11 protein-coding genes, 1 pseudogene and 1 riboswitch are annotated in these 19538 nt (G+C 65.5%); of the genes and pseudogenes, 9 read left to right on the top strand and 3 right to left on the bottom strand.

The window, feature by feature from the left end; genetic code table 11:
- Positions 1-49 precede the first annotated feature (49 nt).
- Complete coding sequence (locus tag EHO50_RS24005) at positions 50-910, top strand: esterase/lipase family protein (RefSeq protein WP_128433226.1); 861 nt, start codon at positions 50-52, stop codon at positions 908-910.
- Between the two features lie 293 nt (positions 911-1203).
- Positions 1204-2739 (top strand): M23 family metallopeptidase, encoded by a 1536-nt coding sequence (locus EHO50_RS24000; RefSeq protein WP_246101418.1) that lies wholly within the window; start codon positions 1204-1206, stop codon positions 2737-2739.
- 70 nt (positions 2740-2809) lie between these two features.
- On the opposite strand, the gene pcrA is transcribed toward EHO50_RS24000, so the two are convergent.
- Positions 2810-5293, bottom strand: coding sequence for a DNA helicase PcrA (gene pcrA, locus EHO50_RS23995; protein WP_128433224.1), 2484 nt, complete (start codon positions 5291-5293; stop codon positions 2810-2812).
- 393 nt (positions 5294-5686) lie between these two features.
- A riboswitch (cyclic di-AMP (ydaO/yuaA leader) is annotated at positions 5687-5854 on the top strand.
- Positions 5855-5862: 8 nt separating this feature from the next.
- On the opposite strand from pcrA, the gene EHO50_RS23990 reads away from it, so the two are divergent.
- From EHO50_RS23990 to EHO50_RS23970, 5 genes are all read left to right on the top strand, one after another.
- Positions 5863-7035, top strand: coding sequence for a C40 family peptidase (locus EHO50_RS23990; protein ID WP_128433223.1), 1173 nt, complete (start codon positions 5863-5865; stop codon positions 7033-7035).
- Between the two features lie 218 nt (positions 7036-7253).
- The gene (locus EHO50_RS23985; protein WP_128433222.1) at positions 7254-8003 is read left to right on the top strand and encodes a TnsA-like heteromeric transposase endonuclease subunit; all 750 of its coding nucleotides are present in this window, start codon (positions 7254-7256) and stop codon (positions 8001-8003) included.
- 65 nt (positions 8004-8068) lie between these two features.
- Positions 8069-10045: a helix-turn-helix domain-containing protein gene (locus EHO50_RS23980; protein ID WP_164904924.1), complete on the top strand. Its 1977-nt coding sequence runs from the start codon at positions 8069-8071 to the stop codon at positions 10043-10045.
- The gene (locus tag EHO50_RS23975; protein WP_128433220.1) at positions 10042-11130 is read left to right on the top strand and encodes a TniB family NTP-binding protein; all 1089 of its coding nucleotides are present in this window, start codon (positions 10042-10044) and stop codon (positions 11128-11130) included. Before EHO50_RS23980 ends, EHO50_RS23975 begins: the two co-directional genes overlap by 4 nt.
- Complete coding sequence (locus tag EHO50_RS23970) at positions 11127-14066, top strand: TniQ family protein (RefSeq protein ID WP_128433219.1); 2940 nt, start codon at positions 11127-11129, stop codon at positions 14064-14066. The genes EHO50_RS23975 and EHO50_RS23970 overlap by 4 nt, the downstream gene beginning before the upstream one ends.
- Positions 14067-14174: 108 nt before the next feature.
- Here the strand turns inward: EHO50_RS23970 and EHO50_RS23965 are convergent, their stop codons facing one another.
- The gene (locus tag EHO50_RS23965) at positions 14175-17534 is read right to left on the bottom strand and encodes an NACHT domain-containing protein (RefSeq protein WP_246101367.1); all 3360 of its coding nucleotides are present in this window, start codon (positions 17532-17534) and stop codon (positions 14175-14177) included.
- 333 nt (positions 17535-17867) lie between these two features.
- On the opposite strand from EHO50_RS23965, the pseudogene EHO50_RS23960 reads away from it, so the two are divergent.
- Positions 17868-18164, top strand: a pseudogene (locus EHO50_RS23960) (IS701 family transposase); the annotation flags it as partial.
- 501 nt (positions 18165-18665) lie between these two features.
- Here the strand turns inward: EHO50_RS23960 and EHO50_RS23955 are convergent.
- Positions 18666-18917 (bottom strand): helix-turn-helix domain-containing protein, encoded by a 252-nt coding sequence (locus tag EHO50_RS23955; protein ID WP_281288246.1) that lies wholly within the window; start codon positions 18915-18917, stop codon positions 18666-18668.
- A 164-nt stretch (positions 18918-19081) separates the two neighbouring features.
- On the opposite strand from EHO50_RS23955, the gene EHO50_RS23950 reads away from it, so the two are divergent.
- Complete coding sequence (locus EHO50_RS23950) at positions 19082-19399, top strand: transposase (RefSeq protein ID WP_281288239.1); 318 nt, start codon at positions 19082-19084, stop codon at positions 19397-19399.
- Positions 19400-19538: the final 139 nt, after the last annotated feature.

Below are 19538 nucleotides of genomic sequence, written 5' to 3'. Positions count from 1 at the left end.
GCACACGGGGGCCGGAGCCGTCCTCCTGCGTGCCGCAAGGAGGTCGGCCATGAAGGTCACCGGGGCAGCACTCCCCTTTCTTCCGCTCTGTCGGCGCCTGCTCCCGAGCAGACTCGCCGGCCTCTCCGTGGCCCTGCTGAAGGCGACCGCCCTGGAGATCGCGATCCTCGCCGGACACCTGCTCCTGTATCCCTCCGGCATCGCCCAGGAGCGCCGGACCACTCCGGCACTCCCCGCACAGGACACCGCCCAGCTGCCGACGGAGACCAAACCCCCCGTCGTCCTGCTGCACGGCTTCATAGACAACCGCTCGGTCTTCGTCCTGCTGCGCCGCAGCCTCGCCCAGCACGGCAGGCACCAGGTCGAGTCGCTCAACTACTCGCCGCTGACCTGCGACATCCGCACCGCCGCCGAACTGCTCGGCCGGCACATAGAGGGGATCTGCGAGCGCACCGGCAGCAGCCAGGTCGACATCGTCGGGCACAGCCTCGGCGGGCTCATAGCGCGTTACTACGTGCAGCGTCTCGGTGGCGATCTCAGGGTCCGCACGCTCGTCACGCTCGGCACACCGCACTCCGGCACCCGTGTCGTCCCACTGGCGAACGCGCATCCCATCGTGCGTCAGATGCGCCCCGGCTCACCGGTCCTCGATGAGCTGGCCAGGCCCGCGCCCGGCTGCCGTACCCACTTCGTGAGCTTCTGGAGCGACCTCGACCACTTGATGGACCCGCTGGAGACGGCCTGCATCGACCACCCGGACCTGATGGCGCAGAACGTCCGCGTGAGCGGCATCGGCCACCTCGCCCTGCCGGTGCACCCCGCCGTGGCGACCGGGATACGGCAGGCCCTGGACACCGCACGGACCGGAGCCGAAGCCGCCGCACAGGCCGACGGCCTGACAGTGGCGTGACCGCCCGCCTGAACAGCACCCTCGACGACCCCGGCAGCAGCCCCAACACCTGATTCACACTCGGCACACAGCCTCAGGACAGCCGCCCGACATCGAACATTCTTCGAACGCAAGGCCAAACTCGCGCCCGCAGTCCGCCAAAACACGGCCGAATGCCCGTTTCCTGCGCGCGCAAAACCTGCCGAAGATTGTCGTGCCCGCGTACCGCCGGGTACAGTCGCCGCACTGCTCTGGCAGCCCCTGTTGTCGAGGCGAGAGAGAAGTTGGTGAACGATCGTCACCCGTCGGGGACCATGACCTCCTCGGCTACGGCTTCCGATGCCGCCTCGGCGCACTACGCGTCGTACGGCGCTCAGGAAGCCCACTACGGTGACTCGACCACCTACGGCACCTACGACGCCAACCAGTTCGGCGCCGCCGGCCACGCCCACGCCGCCCCGACCTTCGACGCGGACCCCCTGTTCGGCAGCCTTCCCGGCGAGAACACGGGCGCGTACGACTCCACGCAGTGGTCCACGGGCAACCACCACACCGTGAACTACGACGCCTACGCGGCCCAGCACCACGCCGCGTACGACAGCGGCGCGTACGACACCACGGCCTGGACGGCCGAACACGAGCGACTCGCTTTCGTTCCGCAGCAGGCCAACGGCCACGACACCTCCGGCCATTGGGACGCGAGCAGTTGGCTCCAGCCCGACCAGTCCAACGCCCCGGCCGACCAGACCCAGCAGTGGGAATGGGGCACGCAGGCATTCGACACCGGGGCGTACGACGCCACGCAGTGGAACTCCGACGGCGGCACCGGCACCCCCGCGCAGGCAGCCGACGAGTACGAGCAGTCAGCAGAATCCTTCGATCAACAGGCGACCGCGCTCTTCGAGCAGATCGAGCACGCCACCCCCACCCCGTACGACGACCCGACGACGTACGACGACTCCACCACGTACGACCCCGCCGCGTACGGCGACCCCGCCCAGCGCGAAGCCGAGTTGAGCGCCACCGGCGAGTTTCCCGCCGCCGCCCCGCTCCTCGACGACCAGGAGGAGTCCGCTCCGGCCCCCTCCTCGCGCGCCGCCTCCCGCAGCGGGGCCCGCTCCCGCCGCCGTACGCCCCCCAAGCGCTCCGCGCTGCTGACGATCGCCGTGCCCTCGGCGTGTGTGATGGGCGTCGCGGGGATCGCCGCCGCCTCCGTCGGCAGCCTGGCGACCGACGACAAGGACACGACGACGACGGCCTCGGACGCCGAGGCCGTGAAGCCGTCCATGGCGAACAACAAGCTGGACACCCAGCTCGAGAGCCTCTCCGCCGGCGCCGACGACTTCGCCGACCGGGCCAGCCGTACGCAGGAGCGCATCGACCTCAAGGCCCAGCAGGCGGCGGAGAAGAAGAAGGCGGCGGAGGAGGCGGCCCGCAAGGAGCGGCTGCGCCCCAAGTTCGCCCTTCCGGTGGCGCAGCACGGCCTCAGCGCCTACTTCGGCCAGGCCGGCATCAACTGGATGTCCGTGCACACCGGCATCGACTTCCCCGTCTCGTACGGCACGACGGTGATGTCCGCGACCGACGGCACCGTCCGGACGCAGTGGAACAGCGCCTACGGCAACATGATGATCGTGACCGCGAAGGACGGTACGGAGACGTGGTACTGCCACCTCTCCAGCTACCGTGTCGCCTCCGGTACGACGGTGAAGGCCGGCGATCCGATCGCGTACTCCGGCAATTCCGGCAACTCGACCGGACCGCACCTGCACTTCGAGGTACGACCGGGTGGCGGCTCGGCCATAGACCCGCTTCCCTGGCTGCGCAGCCACGGGATCAACCCGACGTAGCGCCCCGACGCAGGCGACTCTTCGTGATGCGGCGCCCCCGCCCTGCAGCGGGGGCGCACACTTGTCGTTGCTAGAGCTTCTCCACCGGCGCGTACCGCAGCAGCAACCGCTTCGGCTTGGTGTCCCCGAAGTCGATCGTCGCCTCGGTGTTCGCGCCCGTGCCCTTGACCGCCATCACGGTGCCGAGCCCGAACTGGTCGTGCGTGACCCGGTCCCCGACCGCCAGCTGGACGACGGGCTTCTCCGAGGTACGGCGCGTGGCGAAACCGGACGCGCCCGAGGCCGCGGAGCGTGAGCGGGACGAGGACAGCGAGGCGGCCACACCGGACGCCGGGCCGGAGGAGACCGGTGCGGTGGCGCCCGTGCGCTTCCAGTCCACGTGCGCCGCCGGGATCTCCTCCAGGAAGCGGGAGGGCGGGTTGTACGACGGCTGCCCCCACGCGCTCCGCATCGACGACCGCGTCAGATACAGCCGTTCACGCGCGCGCGTGATGCCCACGTAGGCGAGCCGCCGCTCCTCCTCCAGCTCCTTGGCCTGGCCGAGGGCGCGCATGTGCGGGAAGACGCCGTCCTCCATGCCGGTGAGGAAGACGACCGGGAACTCAAGTCCCTTGGCCGTGTGCAGGGTCATCAGGGTGATGACGCCGGAGCCGTCCTCGTCCTCGTCGGGAATCTGGTCGGAGTCGGCGACCAGGGCCACCCGCTCCAGGAAGTCCGCGAGCCCGCCGGAGGCCTCACCCTCACCCGACTCCTGCTCGAACTCCAGGGCCACGGCCGCGAGTTCTTGAAGGTTCTCGATACGGGTCTCGTCCTGAGGATCCGTGGAAGCCTGCAACTCGGCGAGATAGCCGGTCCGCTCGAGCACAGCCTCCAGGACGGTCGCCGGTCCGGCGCCGGACTCGACGATCGTACGGAGCTCCTCCATCAGCGTGTTGAACCGCTTGACGGCGTTGGTCGACCGCGCGGCCATGCCGTACGCCTCGTCCACGCGCTTGAGCGCCTGCGGGAAGCTGATCTTCTCCCGCTGTGAAAGGGCGTCGATCATCGCCTCGGCGCGGTCACCGATGCCGCGCTTGGGGACGTTGAGGATCCGCCGCAGCGGCACGGAGTCCTCGGGGTTGGCCAGTACCCGCAGGTAGGCCAGGACGTCCCGGACCTCCTTGCGCTCGTAGAAGCGGACCCCGCCGACGACCTTGTAGGGCAGGCCGACGCGGATGAAGACCTCTTCGAAGACACGGGACTGGGCGTTCGTACGGTAGAAGACCGCGACGTCGCCGGCCTTCGCGTCCCCCGCGTCGGTCAGTCGGTCTATCTCGTCGGCGACGAACTGCGCCTCGTCGTGCTCGGTGTCGGCGACATAGCCGGTGATCCGCGCGCCCGCGCCCGCGTTGGTCCACAGGTTCTTGGGGCGGCGGGACTCGTTGCGCTCGATGACCGCGTTGGCGGCGGTCAGGATCGTCTGCGTGGAGCGGTAGTTCTGCTCCAGCAGGATCGTCGTCGCCTGCGGGTAGTCCTCCTCGAACTGGAGGATGTTGCGGATGGTGGCGCCCCGGAAGGCGTAGATCGACTGGTCGGCGTCACCCACCACACACAGCTCGGCGGGCGGGATGTCGTAGTCGCTGGGCGGTACGTCGACCGGGTGCTCGCTGGTCCCGACGAGCTCGCGCACGAGGGCGTACTGCGCGTGGTTGGTGTCCTGGTACTCGTCCACCAGCACATGGCGGAAGCGACGGCGGTAGTGCTCGGCGACGTCCGGGAAGGCGCGCAGCAGGTTGACCGTCGTCATGATCAGGTCGTCGAAGTCGAGGGCGTTGGCTTCCCGCAACCTCGACTGGTACAGGGCGTAGGCCTGAGCGAGGGTCTTCTCGAAGCCGTCCGTCGCCTGGGCGGCGAAGTCCTCCTCGTCGATCAGCTCGTTCTTCAGGTTGCTGATCTTGGCGCTGAAGGACTTGGGCGGAAACCTCTTCGGGTCGAGATCCAGGTCCCGGCAGACGAGCGCCATCAGCCGCTTGCTGTCGGCGGCGTCGTAGATCGAGAAGGACGACGTGAACCCGAGCTTCTTGCTCTCCCTGCGCAGGATGCGGACACACGCGCTGTGGAAGGTCATCACCCACATCGCGTTCGCGCGCGGGCCGACGAGCTGCTCGACGCGCTCCTTCATCTCGCCCGCGGCCTTGTTGGTGAAGGTGATCGCGAGGATCTGCCCCGGATGCACATTCCGCTCGGCCAGCAGATGGGCGATGCGGTGGGTGAGCACACGCGTCTTACCGGACCCGGCGCCGGCCACGATGAGCAGCGGCGTGCCGGAGTGGACGACGGCCGCACGCTGGTTCTCGTTCAGCCCTTCCAGCAGCGCGGCCGCGTCGATGGCCGGGCGCGGGGCGCCGTCGCGGTAGTAGGCGTCCCGGTCCGGAGGCACGTCGAACTTCCCGCCGAACAGATCGTCCGGAACCGGCTCCGGAGAGTGATCGTCCTCGGGCGGCGGGGGTTCTTCCTCGTGGGCCCGTGGGGCCTGGAGGTCCGCCAGGAAGCTGTCGTCAAAGAGGCTGCTCATCGCTCTCCGAGTCTAGGGCGCCCCACTGACAGCCCGCGGCCACCCCGAGAACATCGCCGGTTTCAGAACCAGACGATCTTCCAGACCCGACCCCCCCGCACCCCCCTCACCCTCCACACCCCTCCCGTCACGATCCGCAATCGCCCCGAACCCGGACTTCCCACCGACGACCAAAGCACCCCCCCAGTGACCGAAGACACCTAAAGCCAGCACATCACCCAAAAAACACAACACCCCGCAGACCCACCCCCATCAACCACCACCCCCAACTCCCTGACCCAAGGTCACGAAAATGTATCGGGCATATCGAACATCAACCTTCACAGGGGCCACACGAGTTGGCTACCGTGCCGGACAGGCCGTACGACCTCCACCGGCGAACGTCGCCGGGCCGCACGGCCTCCGCCGAGTCCGGTACGCCGCCGCGCTGCCGGAGCCGGGGACCCACCGAACTTGGGGTGAATCGGCCCGACCCTGCCCAGGGACAGGCCGTAGGGCAACCCTTCCGGACCACCCGCCCGAACCCGACAGCTAACTCGGTAGGCGGAGTACGGAAGGAGTCGCCTCCCTTGGCGTCGCACCGCAAGTCGCGTCCCGCAGGTACGCGCGTAGCAGGCATACGGCCCCCCGCCCTCGCCACGGCGGCCCTCACCTCCGTGGCCCTGCTGTCCCAGACGGCCAACGCGAGCCCCTCGGCGGACGACAAGCCGAGCCTCGAAGAGGTCGAGAAGAAGGTCGACGACCTCTACCGCCAGGCGGAGTCGGCGACCGAGAAGTACAACGCGGCCAAGGAGAAGACCGCGAAGCAGCGCAAGCGCGTCGACACCCTCCTCGACGACGTCGCCCAGCGCACCCAGAAGCTCAACGACGCGCGCGAGGAACTCGGTCGCAACGCCGCCGCCCAGTACCGCACCGGCGCCGCCGCCCCCGACACGGCGACCTTCCTCCTTGCGGACACCCCGCAGGACTACTTCGACCAGACCCAGCTGATGGACCGCATGACGGGCCGTCAGAAGGAGGCGGTCGACGACTACTTCACGCAGCAGTCCGCGACGATGAAGAAGCGCCAGGAGGCCACCCAGAGCCTCGAGACGCTCACCGAGTCGCAGAACGACCTGCAGACTGCCAAGACCACCGTCCAGCAGAAGCTGTCCGACGCACGCGAACTCCTCTCGAAGCTGACGGCGGAGGAGAAGGCACGCCTCGCCGCGATCGAGAAGCGCAAGCAGGAGGAGGCCGCCCGCAAAGCGGCGGAACTGGCCCGGCAACAAGCAGAGGCCGAGGCCGAGCGCCAGCGCCAGGAGGCGGCCCAGCAGCAGGAGAGCAGCGACTCCTCGTCCGACTCGGGCACCTCGGACTCGTCCACGTCGGACTCCTCGTACGCCACCAAGGCCGAGAAGGCCCTCGCCTTCGCCCGCTCCCAGATAGGCAAGCCGTACGTCTGGGGCGCCACCGGCCCCGACTCCTACGACTGCTCCGGCCTCACCCAGGCCGCCTGGAAGGCCGCGGGCGTCGACATCCCCCGCGTCACCTACGACCAGGTCAACGCCGGCACCACGGTCTCCCTCTCCAACGCCCAGCCCGGCGACCTGATCTTCTTCTACGACGACGTCACCCACGTGGGCCTCTACATCGGCAACGGCATGATGATCCACGCCCCGAAGCCCGGTGCGTACGTCCGCGAGGAGTCGATCTACTACGACGGAGAGTCGTCGATCCACAGCGTGGTCCGCCCGGCCTGACCACGTGTAGGTTCCGATTAGAGATGTCGCTGTCCGAGTGGCTTGTCGTCAACTTGTCAGTCGACACGCTCTCTGCGGTCCACGGCCAGGCTCAGAGCCTGGCCGTGCTTTACCGCACGGGTCCACTACGTCGTTGGTCTTCCGGGCTTCTCATTCACGTTACTCGTGGTGGTTGCCAGTGTCTTGGTGTCGATGGCATCGGACACGAAGGGGCAGCCATGGGGACTGGTCCAGGCGTCGCGGACGCGACAGGTAGTCGGACGGTTCGGGCGGCTTATCGGCGGGCCGACGGTCGGCTGGTCGAGGCCGTACTCGACAGGATCCCAGTGGACGAGGTGGCCGGCGGACAGCCGGTACGCGAGTTCCGTTGGTACCGGGGCCGGAAGCACTACTCGGGCTGGTACCACGCCGCCACGACGGGGCGTCTCGTGGCTTACGAGAGTCGGCTGGAGCTCGCCCGCATCATGATCGCCGATTTCACACCGGATGTCGTGGAGATCGCGGCCCAGCCGTTCCAGTTGGTCGGCGCTGACGGCGACCGCATTCGCCGTCATGTTCCTGATCTGTTCCTCGTGCATGCCGACGGTTTGGTGACCGTCGTGGACGTCAAGGCACCCTCACGCATGAGGGAACCCAAGGTGATCGCGCAGTTCGACTGGACACGCCAGGTGTGTTCGCGCCGCGGCTGGGCCTATGAGACCTGGTCGGGGGCCGAGCAGACGGTCGTGGAGAACGTGCGGTTCCTCGCCGGCTACCGGCGCCGGGAGCTGGTGGAAGCCTCGCTCGTCCCGCGTGTGATGGAAGCCGCCGCCTGCCAGCCGACGATCGGGGCCGTCGAGGCCGCGCTTGCCGGGCACCCGTGCGAGATCATCCGTCCGGTCGTCCTGCACCTGGTGTGGTCCGGTCAGCTCGTTGCTGACCTGCGGACTCCGCTGAACCGTGCAAGCCGGATCCGGGTGAGGGCATGAACGCATACGCAGTGTCCCTGTTCCCGGGAACGCGTCTTTTCTTCGGCGGTGACGTCGTCGAGGTCGTGGACGTCGACGGGCTCCGGACGACGGTCCGTAACGAGCGGACGGGCGAGTACGGCTCTGTTCCGCTCGGGCAGCTGGCGGCCAGCGCCCGGTCGATGGATGAGCCTGCGCCGACTGCCGCGGACGGGGTGGGCCTGCTGCTTGCGTCCTTGTCGGCTGACCAGCGTCAGCGGCTGCGGGAACGGGCCGGGCACGTCCGTGAAGTGCTCAGCGGCTACCGGTCCGGGCACGCAGCCGATGCTCTGCCGGTCGAGCCCAGGCCCGAATACGATCCCGATCTCCCGCTCAAGGAGCGGACCGCGGCCAAGGCCGCTGAGCTGGGTGTTTCGCCTCGAACGTTGCAGCGTTGGGTGACCGCCTACCGGGAAAGCGGTGATGCGGGACTCGTGGACGCCCGCGCCGGGAGGGGGTCAAGCATCGATCCCCGGTGGGAAGAGGCGGTCCGCCGCGTGGTGGCGGAGTCGGTGACCAGCTCGACACCTACTCGGTCAGCCCTGTTGTCGCGGGTCGAGGAACGGCTGATCAGCCAGTACGGCAAGGGCGTCGTCGCTGTTCCGTCGCGGAGCACGGCCTACGCGCGGCTTGCCATGTTGACCAAGGGCACGAACGCGGTCTCCGGCAGCGCCAAGGCACGCCGCTCGATCGCGGACAGGCCACGGGGCGCCTACGGGCGGCTGCGGGCTGCCAGGCCGGGTGAGTACGTCGTGCTCGACACCCAGGACCTGGACATCTACGCCATGGAACCGGTGACCTGCCGGTGGGTTCCGCTCCAGCTCACCGTCGCTCAGGACCTTTTCTCACGCTGCATTGTCGGCCTGCGGGTGACCGCCTGTTCCACGAAGGCGCTCGATGTCGCCGGTGTGCTCTTCGAGGCGATCTGCCCTCCGCTGGAGCACTCGGCCCGGCCCGCAGTGGCTCCTTACCACGGCCTGTGGGATGAGGTGGTGTTCACCGAGGAAGGTCTCGTGCCGGGCGGCGGATTGTGTCCCCCGGAGACACTGGTCATCGATCACGGTCGAGCGTTCATGTCGGCGCATGTCATCGGGGTCTGCACCCGCCTGGGGATGTCCATTCAGCCAGCCCAGCCGAAGAAACCCACGGACAAGCCGACCGTCGAACGCTTCTTCCGCACTCTGCGGGAGGGACTCATCCAGCACCTGCCCGCCTACAAGGGACCTGACGTCCACAGCCGCGGCGAGGCGGTCGAGGATGCCGCGTTCTTCTTCATCCACGAGGTGGAGGAGATCATCCGTGAGTGGGTCTCGGAGGTCTATCACCGCCGTGAGCATGACGGACTGGTCATTCCGCAATGGCCGAAGCTGTCGTTGTCTCCGCTGGAGATGCTGCGCATCGGTCTGGCCCGGGCCGGACGGCTGCGCATGCCGGCGTCACCGGAGCTGGCCTTTCAGTTCCTCGCGGTCAAGCCGCGCACTATCCAGCACTACGGGGTCGAGGTCGACGGGCTGCGTTACAACGGTCCCGTTCTGGACGGCTACCGCAACGCACCCAGCCCTTATCCCGGTTTCGGACGGCAGTGGCCCATTCACGTCAACCCTGACGACGTACGGTTCGTCTACTTCCAGGACCCGGCCGACGACTCCTGGCACTCTCTGAACTGGGAACACGCACCCGCACTGCACATGGCGTTCAGCGGTGAGGCCGCCGCCCATGCCCGAAGGCTCGCCGCCCGGAAGGGCCGACACGTCGACTCCTCGCAGGCGCTTGCGGATCTTCTGACCCGTTGGGATCAGGGCATGGTCACCGATCGGCGCGAGCGCCGCATTGCGGTGAGGCTGTCGGCGGAACGCGGGGCTCTGTCTCTGCCGGTGCTGCCGGAACAGTCCGGCCCTCTTACGTCTCCGGAGCTGCGGCTGGTGCCGGAGCTGCCGCCCGGGGAAGGCGACGACGAGGCCGAGCTGTTCGACGTCCCCGAAGGCGACGACTTCTACGCCGACGCCTTCGAGGTGATCGAGTGAGGCAGCCCAATCTGTTCAGCCTCTCCCGCAAGGAGGGCTGGCGGTGCTTCGCCGACGCCTCGCCCCGGCAACGGCCTGAGACACTGACACGGGCCCGGCTGACCGCGCTGGGCGAGGCGGCAGCCGAGGACTACAACGACGCCCGCCACGACTGGCACGCGAATTTCGGCATCGTGCAGACCCCGCAGCTCGCAGCCATTCACGACGAACTCGAACAGATCGTGGCCAGCAACCGTCAGGACGGCGACCGCATCCGTTCCGCCGCCGTGATCGACGCCTTGCCGGGCCTGGGCAAGACCACCATCGCCAACCTGTTCGGCCGCGACTTCGACCGCCAGCAGATGCGCCGTCTGTCCCCGGTTACCGAGGCCGGGCACGAACGCATCCCTGTCTTCCGCGTCGGACTGACCTCCAACACCACCCTGCGAACCCTGAACCGGATGATCTGCGAGTACTACGGCCATCCGGCCACCGACCGAGCGAACGCCGCCGCTCTGGCCAGTCACGCCCTGGACTGCGTCCTGTCCTGCGAGACCCAGCTCGGCATCATCGACGACATCCACTTCATCGACCTGGACCGCCGCGACGGCCTGGCGGTGTCCAACCACCTCAAGTGGCTCGCCAACGAACTACCGGTCACGTTCGTCTACGTCGGTGTTGGCCTGGCCGAGCGGCGGTTCTTCGCCGACGGCCTGACCGGCAAGAACGTGGCCCTGGCCCAGACCGCACGCCGCTGGACCCGGCTGGGTGTCGATCCGTTCCAACTCGACACTGAGCAGGGCCGTCGCCACTGGCGGAGCCTGATCAAGGCCACCGAACGCCAGCTCGTCCTTGCCGAGCACCGGCCCGGGATGCTGCTGCGCAACGCGGACTATCTGTTCGAACGCACCAGCGGGCACATCGGGTCGTACTTCACTCTGGTCATGCGGGGCTGTTACCGCGCGATCCGCAACGGCACGGAAGCCGTCACCCGCGAGGTGCTGGACGGGGTCCGGCTGGACGAAGCATCTGAACAGGCGCGCAAGCAACTGGCCGCCACGATGGCCCACGCGAAGATCACCACCGTGTTCGGTGATGTCTCGTGACCGAAACGCGTGTGCTGCCACTGCGGATACCGATCCTGCCTGGTGAGGGCATGGACAGCTGGCTGGAAGCGCTGAGCCGCCGCAATGGCCTGACCTTCTCGGCGTTCCTGCGTGTCCTGGGTCTGCCCCGGCACTCCCTCACCCGCCCGCTCGTCACCGACCTGCCCACCGCCTCCCTGCGCGCGCTGGAGGCCCGCACCGGCCTTCCGCCCGGCCGCCTCGACCGAGCGATGATCGGCCCCGGCTTCCCCTTCGGCCCGCGACGGCAACGCCGATGCCGGTTCTGTCCCCAGTGCCTGGCCGAGCGGAAGGGACGATGGCTGCTGAGGTGGTGGCTCCCCTGGGTGTTCGCCTGCACCACACACGGGGCACTGCTGCACGACACCTGTCCCGGCTGCGGCAACGGGACACGCGTGAGGCTGCCCGGGCACACTCACCGCTTCCCGCCAGCGGTCTGCACCGTGGGCTCTCGCCTGGCTTCGATCTGCGGCACCGACCTGACCAGCGCCGTGCTCATGCCGTTGGCTTCCGATCACCCCGTGCTGGCCGCACAGCGTCGCATCGATGTCCTGCTCGCCGACACAGCACCGATCACGGCCCGCACGGTCCTGGCTGATCTCAACCACTGCACGTCATGGCTAATGCACACGATCGACGACCACGACGTCGCTCCCATGGGCGCAACGATCCAGCAACTTTGGCAGCACCGGCCGCTGGCCACGCGGACCCCCGCCGACCGGGTCAAGCCTCTCGGCGCCGCCGTCAGCGGCGTCATCGCTCACACGGCTCTGCCCTTCCTCGACACCGATGACGCCTTCGCCGTCCAGGCCGTCCGCCTCCTGCGAGCCCGGCACGACACACCGAACAAGGTGATCCCCCGGGGAATGACCACCGCACAGTGGTCCCAGCTCTCGCCGCCCACGCAACGCCGCTTCCTGCACGCCGGCGACCACACGATGGGCGCCCTCGACCGCGTCCGGTTCTCCTCCTGTACTTCGCGCGCCCGCGTCCCGGAACCTGACGATCAAAGCGCGACCGCACGCATCCGGCATGTCCCACAGCTCCTCTGGCCCAGCTGGACAGTCCGGCTCATGCCCCGGGAGGGAACGCAGGAGAACCTGTTCCGTGGCATCGCCGCGGCACTTCTGCTCCTGCCCGGCGAGCCGGACTTGAGGGCACGAGGCGTCACCGACCGGCTGGGCCCACACCTGCCGAACGCCATGACCGTCACCTTGCAGCGCGCACTCAAGTCCAGTCATCCCGCCGTGCTCACCGCGCTCTGCAACCTCGCCCACTACCTCGACGATCACGGCAGCCCCATCGACTACGAGCGCCGCCGACGCCTCATCCCCGCAACCCCGATCACGCCCGACGAGTGGCGGGAACTCTGCTTCCGCGCAGGCACCCAGCCCGGTGAACAGCTCAACAGCAAGACCTCCCAGGCACCCCGCTACCTCAATGCCCAGCGCTACCTCAACCAGCTACTCACCGGGGCGGACCTGACCGATCCCCGCCATCCCCTCGCCCTGCGATCAGTGTCCGACCGCTCCAGATACTTCGCCTTCCCGCCCTCTTTGACCCTCGCCCAGCGCGACGCGCTCCACCATCACGCGGTCGGCATCCTGCACGACCTGAACATCGACGAACCGCTGACCTGGGAACCACCGCAAGAATGCGCCGACGGGCTCGCCCTTCCCGGCCGACGCCTCGACGACCTCGACCTGGAGGAAGTACGCCGCATCGTCATCACCGAACAACGCGCCCCACGAGAAGCAGCCAGGGAACTGGACACCACCCTCACCCACATCCGGTTCGCACTCGAACGCGTTCCCCGCGAACCCCGCACCTGGGGCAGGCGATCGAGCGTCGGCTCTTGGCGCCTCCGCCAGCAGGCCAAATCCATCTTCACGGCGGACTTCCTCCAGCGCGAGTACGTCGACAACGGCAAGCCCCTCCGAGACATTGCACGGGAAACGGGCATCCCGCGCCCGCTCGCCGTTGCTCATGCCCGCGCCCTCGGCATCACCGTCCGCCGGACGCGCAAGCCCTTCCCCATCGACCCGGCCTGGCTGCGCGAGCAGTACCTCACTCACAAACGCTCCACCCACGACATCGCCGAAGAACTCGGCACAGATGACGAGACAGTCCGCCGACGCCTCAAGCACCTGAAGATCCCCCTGCGGCCACCAGGAGTGCACAGCCGTACGATCATGACTAAGACCGACGCCAGACTCCCGCGGGCCGTCCGGGCCGCCGTCGAAGGCACACTCCATGGTTGGTTGCGGCTCCACCGTTTCCAGATCTCGATGCGCTTCCCGTCTCTCGACAGCGCCGCCCAGTACTTGAAGGCCGAACCGAACGCCCTGGCCACACAGTTTCAGCGACTGGAACACAACATCGGCACAACGCTCTTCAAGCGAGCAGCCTTCGGCCGACCTCAGCAACCCACCCAGCAGGGCCGACAACTGTTGCGCAGCCTCGATGAAGCCCGAGTACAGGTTCTCATGATCAGCGCGCTTCAGCATGATCAGATCACGGCTCCACCCGACGATCACACCCTGGAAGCCGCCCACGCCAAGTTCAGAATCCGCCGCAACCCCAGCCGACCCACCCCCTTTAGCGATATCACTGTCGAGCGTGTTCGCATCACCGGACCAACGCTGACCCTCCTGCGGGACTTGCTGACCCGGCCACGGGAGGAGTTCTACGGAGCCGAGGTCATCAAACGCACCGGGCTCGAAGCAGGAACGCTCTATCCCCAGCTCAAGCGACTCGAACGCGCAGGATGGCTCACCAGCCGCCTCGAAGACGACGTTGCCTGGATGAGCAGAGCCACCCCGGGCCGCGGCCCCGGCAGGCGCCGCACCTTCTACACCCTCACCGCTGAGGGGCACCGAGCCGCCCATCTCGAAACTCAGTACCGCGCCAAGAACTGAAGAAGCAGTGAGGCCGGGTGATGTCAGGCGGCGGGAATCTACAGCTAGTGGGGCGGACCGGCAGTATGCGCGGTCAACTGGGGCCTAGTGCCGTCGCCTTGCTTGAGTTCAGGGTCTGGGGCGTACGCCATCGTCACATCCCGGACAATCTTCCACATCGATGGAATTTACCGCCCTGCAGTCGTTGCAACTCCAATGCGTCGGCGCAGGCAAGGTTTGATGCGCACCCTTCGGCCGGACCGATAGATCAGCGTCTCGGCGCAGCGCTTTCGTGACCGAACCGTCGTGGTCAAGATTTGATGCCACTGAGATCACCATCCCTGCCGCATATCGATAGTCTGCTGAATCCGAGCAGGCGGCCTGGGTCAGCAAAGGCAAGCGTTGGTCACCGGCAGTCAGAATAGCAATTGCGTAGAACAAACCTGCTCTCGACCGCGGCCAACGTGACATATCTTTACTGAAGATCTCCCGACTATCCCACGGCACTCCTCCATCGAGGTTGGCCAGCACATTCGCTGCAGACCATGCTATCCATGAGGAATCCGCTTCGAGGCAGGCCAGCAACGTCAACTGCTGATCTCCAGTAAGACGTCTCTCCAAATGAGGAGACAGCACTGGCTTAACCAATGGCGCGGTTCCTGCGACAAGCCATTCATCGAGTAGAGAGTCCGCCTCGATATTCTGCTGTAGATGCCGCGCTTGGGCGGCTACCTCCGCCTTGTTGATGTCGTACGCATCTGCTATCGCGTCGAGCCATGCGCGGCGAATTACTGGAGTATCATGAATAAACGCCCGATCAATCTCAGATGCAGCGCTCTTGGAGTAGCCGGTCGCTGTGAGCAGATTTCCCATGTCGCCGAGAGACCAGAGGTTTTCGCTTTCGGACTCTGAGTGCGGGCCCCCGAGTGACGTTAGATCAGATAGCAGCTCCGCTCTATCGTCCCTCATATTAGACGCCCATTCACGCATTCTTTCGGTTAGGCCCCGCCAGCGCCCACTTGTATCAAATCCCGCACGTGCGAGTTCAGCAAAAATTTGTTCAGCGATTCTGCCGGGGGCATGCTTCGCAATCTCGAATAGTCGCTCACCTTGGTCGTCAGCAAGTTCGCATAGATATTTAGCTGCGGCCAAAGCGACCTGATCTAGACCGGGTTTGAGGTGGCCGCCGCTAACTAGCTCAAACCGACGTCGCCCCTTCTGAACCATCTCCGAATCCAGCGGAAGGGGGATCGCAAGCACCTCGGCGATGGCAGCAATACCCGAGCTAGTCAATTGGGCAGCGTCCGTTCGTGCATCTGTCAACTCGCACAAGGCGGTTGCAATTGCTTCGGCACTGTCATCGAGCTCAGCACTTCTTATAATGTTCGCTCGCTGACTCCTCAGTGCTGGCGGCAACGCAAGCAGGCAAGCAGCTTCCACGAAAGGCCAAGGGCCTGCAGCACGTGTTTCATCCCAGAGGGTAGGAAATTGCTCCGGAGGGCTGCTGGGGCCACGCGTGGCGGGTGGGGCACCTTCGAGGGACGCAACCACTCCGTCTGCAAGCTCACGTAGACACCAATCCATTTCACTGGCCGAGAGTTTCACGATATCTCGGACCGCGAGATCGGCCACCATGAGAGTGGCTTCTGGTCGCGAAGTGGCTCCGACTTCGAGAAGCACCTCAGTCATTCGGGGATCAAGCCCGGCAGCAAGCGCGATCGCACCATCCGAGTCCGTATATTCAAGGGATGCGGATAGCCAACCCCTCAATTCCTCTGGCGTGCAATCCTTCGCCCACATGGCGGTAGCGATCTCAGTAAACACTTTACTGCGAGTAGTGAGTTCTTCTGCGGAATTCACGACGAACACGGCGACATATTCGTCCCAGAAACGGAGAACGTGTTCTGCCACCTCTGTAGCTGCGGCCGGCGACATGTCCCAATGTTTGGGATCCCTTAGCATCTCGCTCAGAGATTCAAGCGCTTTCTCACGTGTAGGAGTTGCCCCACCGTCAAGGAGTCGCCCAAGTACTACGAACCCGCGAATCAACATGGACGTTGTCAACGCGGGTGACCAAGGCCGATCAGGGTCGAGTGTTCCCCGAAGCTGTTCCCACCTTGCTACAGATTGCTCTACCGCGCGATGCAGCAATGCTGCGCGCCCTTTGGGAAGTTCCGCATCCGATGCGTTGGCACAAATAAGTGCTAGCAAGATGGCAAGCAAGGGCACGGTGAGGAGATGCTCGTGGTGTTCTTTTGCGTCTTTGATCCAGGCACGCCGTCTCGCCAACCACGCTGTTCGGTTCGGCTCGAAAAAGCGCGCATCAGCACACGCAACGAGAATCCTATCTACGCTTTCGCTGAGATCCTTAGGACTTGTGAGTTCCACTCGCGGCAGCCCAAGACGAGTGGCCGGAATCTGAGCGTTCGCCCGTGTCGCCAACACAAATCCACAATTTGGGTGCAATGCAGCCAGAATTTTAGCTAGCTGCTGCGCAACCCATGGGGCGCGAGCGCCACATTCATCAAGACCGTCACATAGGATGATTGCACGTCCGTTTGCAAGTTCATCAGTCAAATATTCGGCAAGCGGTGTACGTTCCGCACTCGATACGGTGTCTGATGTAACGCTGTCAATGATGCCATCGATAGTCAGCCGTTCTGGCTGCTGTTTCAACAAACGCGGCAGCGCTACAGGAAGCGGAGCGGGGGCCTCAGGGTGGGTGGCACAGTGGGCTGCAATCTCACGCAACGCGACTGATTTACCTGATCCCGGTTGACCAATGATCAGCATCCGGCGCCAACGCCTTAGATACTGAAGGAGATACTGGGATGTGCGCTCGCCTTCAATATCGATCTGTAGGCTGCCAATGATATCGTCCACTACAATAGGTGGTAGGTCTTCGGCAAGCAGGCTGAGGTCGATCCGCCCAGCATCCTCCTTGAGTCGAGTGCGGTAGTTATCAACGGCATTCAAGCGGGAGGCCACTCGCATGGCAGTCGGACCCCCCGGGTCAGAAAATACAGCCAAATTTGCGTTTCTTAGCGTAAGAACCCAGTCATCGACGGAACTCCCGAGCGCCTCTCCTGCCTGTCGATGAAAGAAATCAGCTAGAGTACTCACCGCGCGCTGTCCCTGTAGGTCAGCGACGATAAAGTCCATTAGAGCAGCGAGAAAATCCCGGTGGGTTGCTGGGGCAGTTGAGTTGGGTACATGTAGGACACGTGCCCGATCGAGTACTAGCTCATACGCAGCAGGAGGAAGCAAGTCCGTAAGAGTTTTGAACGCTGCTTTTTCGTCGCTGCTCTCCATGCGCAGGTTCGCGCGATGGCGTCGCAAGGCTCGGTCAAGGTTCTTTATAGGGCCAACCAGTTCCTCGCCGGCGATGACTAGAAGGTCATCAGGACCAAGTGTAGGAACCTGCCCTATCCAGCCAGTAACAGTGTCCTCAAGCGGTCGCCCTTTGTCGATCTTTCGCTTCGCGGACACGTAAGCTCGACGCCCATCGGAAAAGGTAACGCGGATATCGTCGGTGGGGTCGCTGGTCTCGAAGTCCAGCCGAGCAGGATCCACTCCAATTGGCAAATAGAGCCCGGAAACCGGGCGGCCGCGGAGTCCATGGACGGCCAAATGCGTAGCCAGTTCACACCGAAAGACGCTACCGACCTCGCCAGCCTGGCCAGCTCTACTCAACGCAACCACATCCCCGCTCTCAGGTTGCCTGCACGCAAGTGCGACGTATCGTGCAACTAAAGGTTTCCATCTAACCGATTTGATGACAACCGCGCTTGCCCATCGGGCCGAGAGTGCGACCTCGGATGCCACTGGGTCCTCGCCCGCCGCAGCATTGGCAGGCCCGACGAGATCTCCTACTTCATCGCCTGCCCCGCCGAGACCACGCTGGACGAGCTGGTCCGGGCCGCGGGGAGCCGCTGGGCGATCGAGGAATGCTTCCAGACCGCGAAGCAGGAGTGCGGCCTGGACGACTACCAGATCCGCTGCTACCCCGGCTGGCACCACCACGTCACCCTCGCCATGGCCGCCCACGCCGCCCTGACCGTTTTGCGGGCCCGCGCCCTCGACACAGGGAAAGCAGACGCGGATTCTCCCCGCTCATAGCTCTGAGCCTCGCCCAGATACGCCGCCTGTTTCAGCCGGCTCACCCAATGCTACTTCGCCCCCGTCGAACAGATCCTGCACTGGTCGCCCTGGCGGCGAGGACACCAGCAGCAAGCTCGCACCTCCACGAACGACGAGGCCACAGCCCATAAGCACGTTGCAGTACCAGTACGTGGCCTCCGCCAGCGCGATGCCCAGACGCCCGCGGGGCCTTAACCAATGTGGTCTGCGGAGTATCGCCCCTTGGTAGGGCGTGGCTGCCGGAGTGAAGACAGCCCACGACCGAGCCGCATCTAGCCAAGGCACATCGAAGGCGGACCTACAGGTCTGCACGCGCCCGAGCAAAGAGGGGCCTCAGAAGCAGCTAGCAAGCTTGATCAACGTTGAGCGGTGCGGTGCCATCCTTACGGCAGCCATCGCTCGAACAGTCAAAAATGGCTGTCTGAAGGCAACTGCCCGCGAGGGGCTGCATTTCCGTGCAGCGAGTCACGGTTCATCGCGTCAGTCTTGCACCGGGGGCCTAGTCTCCGAGAGAGTCCCCTGCTCGACGTCGAAAACAGCCAGTAGCCGGGAAGGTTGGACATGCAGACCGTGAGCAAGGTTGAGCAAGGTCGTCAAGCTTGGATTGCGTTGGCCATGCTCGATATAAACCACTCCGCGGAAGCTCAGGCCGCTATGGTCTGCCAGCTCCTCCAAGGACATGCCCCGATCCTCGCGCATGCGCCGAAGATGCAGTCCGAACGCGTGGAGCACAGGATCGGGCAGTGACGGAGACACGGAGTTGACTTGATCACTCGCGCCTCTTTGACCACCATGAACAGCTGTGCATAATTTTTCTGTGGCGTGTGGAGAGGGCTCAGTAGGTCCAGTCCGTCCGTGACAGGTCCGGCCGCACCCAACGGCTTGGAGGTAGCGACGTGCCCGCTCGGCGTAGGTATCCGCCCGAAGTCATGGAACGTGCCGTGCGCATGGTGCTCGACATCCGCGCGCAGGACCCGGACCGTGTTGGCGTGGTCGGTACTGTTGGCGACCTCATGAAGGTGCACCCTGAAGTCTTGCGACACTGGGTTAAGAAGGCCGACTCAAGCCGTCATACACCCTCGGTTGAGGCTCCAGGGGGCGATCGGCTACACGAGCTGGAGCGCGAAGTCCGAGACTTGCGCCGCGCCAATGAAGTTCTCAGGGCCGCCACGTTGATGTTTGCCTCAGAACTCGAGTGCGTCCAGCTCCGCTGACGACTCAAGATCTCCCGCAGGGCCGGCTCCTCTGAAGCCACCTCCAGCTGGCATGTAGCGCTGAGTAACTACCGGGCTACGGTTGTGCTGTTGGAAGGCCGCAGTATCGGAAACCCGAGGCGCACCAGCGGGCCACGCA

This window comes from Streptomyces cyaneus (assembly GCF_004028635.1).
Classification (GTDB): Bacteria; Actinomycetota; Actinomycetes; order Streptomycetales; family Streptomycetaceae; genus Streptomyces; species Streptomyces cyaneus.
This window is presented reverse-complemented; position numbering and strand designations above follow the sequence as displayed.

Coding starts and splice junctions, on each gene's coding strand:
- EHO50_RS24005 (WP_128433226.1), top strand. CDS start 50: ATGAAGGTCACCGGGGCAGCACTCCCCTTTCTTCCGCTCTGTCGGCGC.
- EHO50_RS24000 (WP_246101418.1), top strand. CDS start 1,204: ATGACCTCCTCGGCTACGGCTTCCGATGCCGCCTCGGCGCACTACGCG.
- pcrA (WP_128433224.1), bottom strand. CDS start 5,293: ATGAGCAGCCTCTTTGACGACAGCTTCCTGGCGGACCTCCAGGCCCCA.
- EHO50_RS23985 (WP_128433222.1), top strand. CDS start 7,254: ATGGGGACTGGTCCAGGCGTCGCGGACGCGACAGGTAGTCGGACGGTT.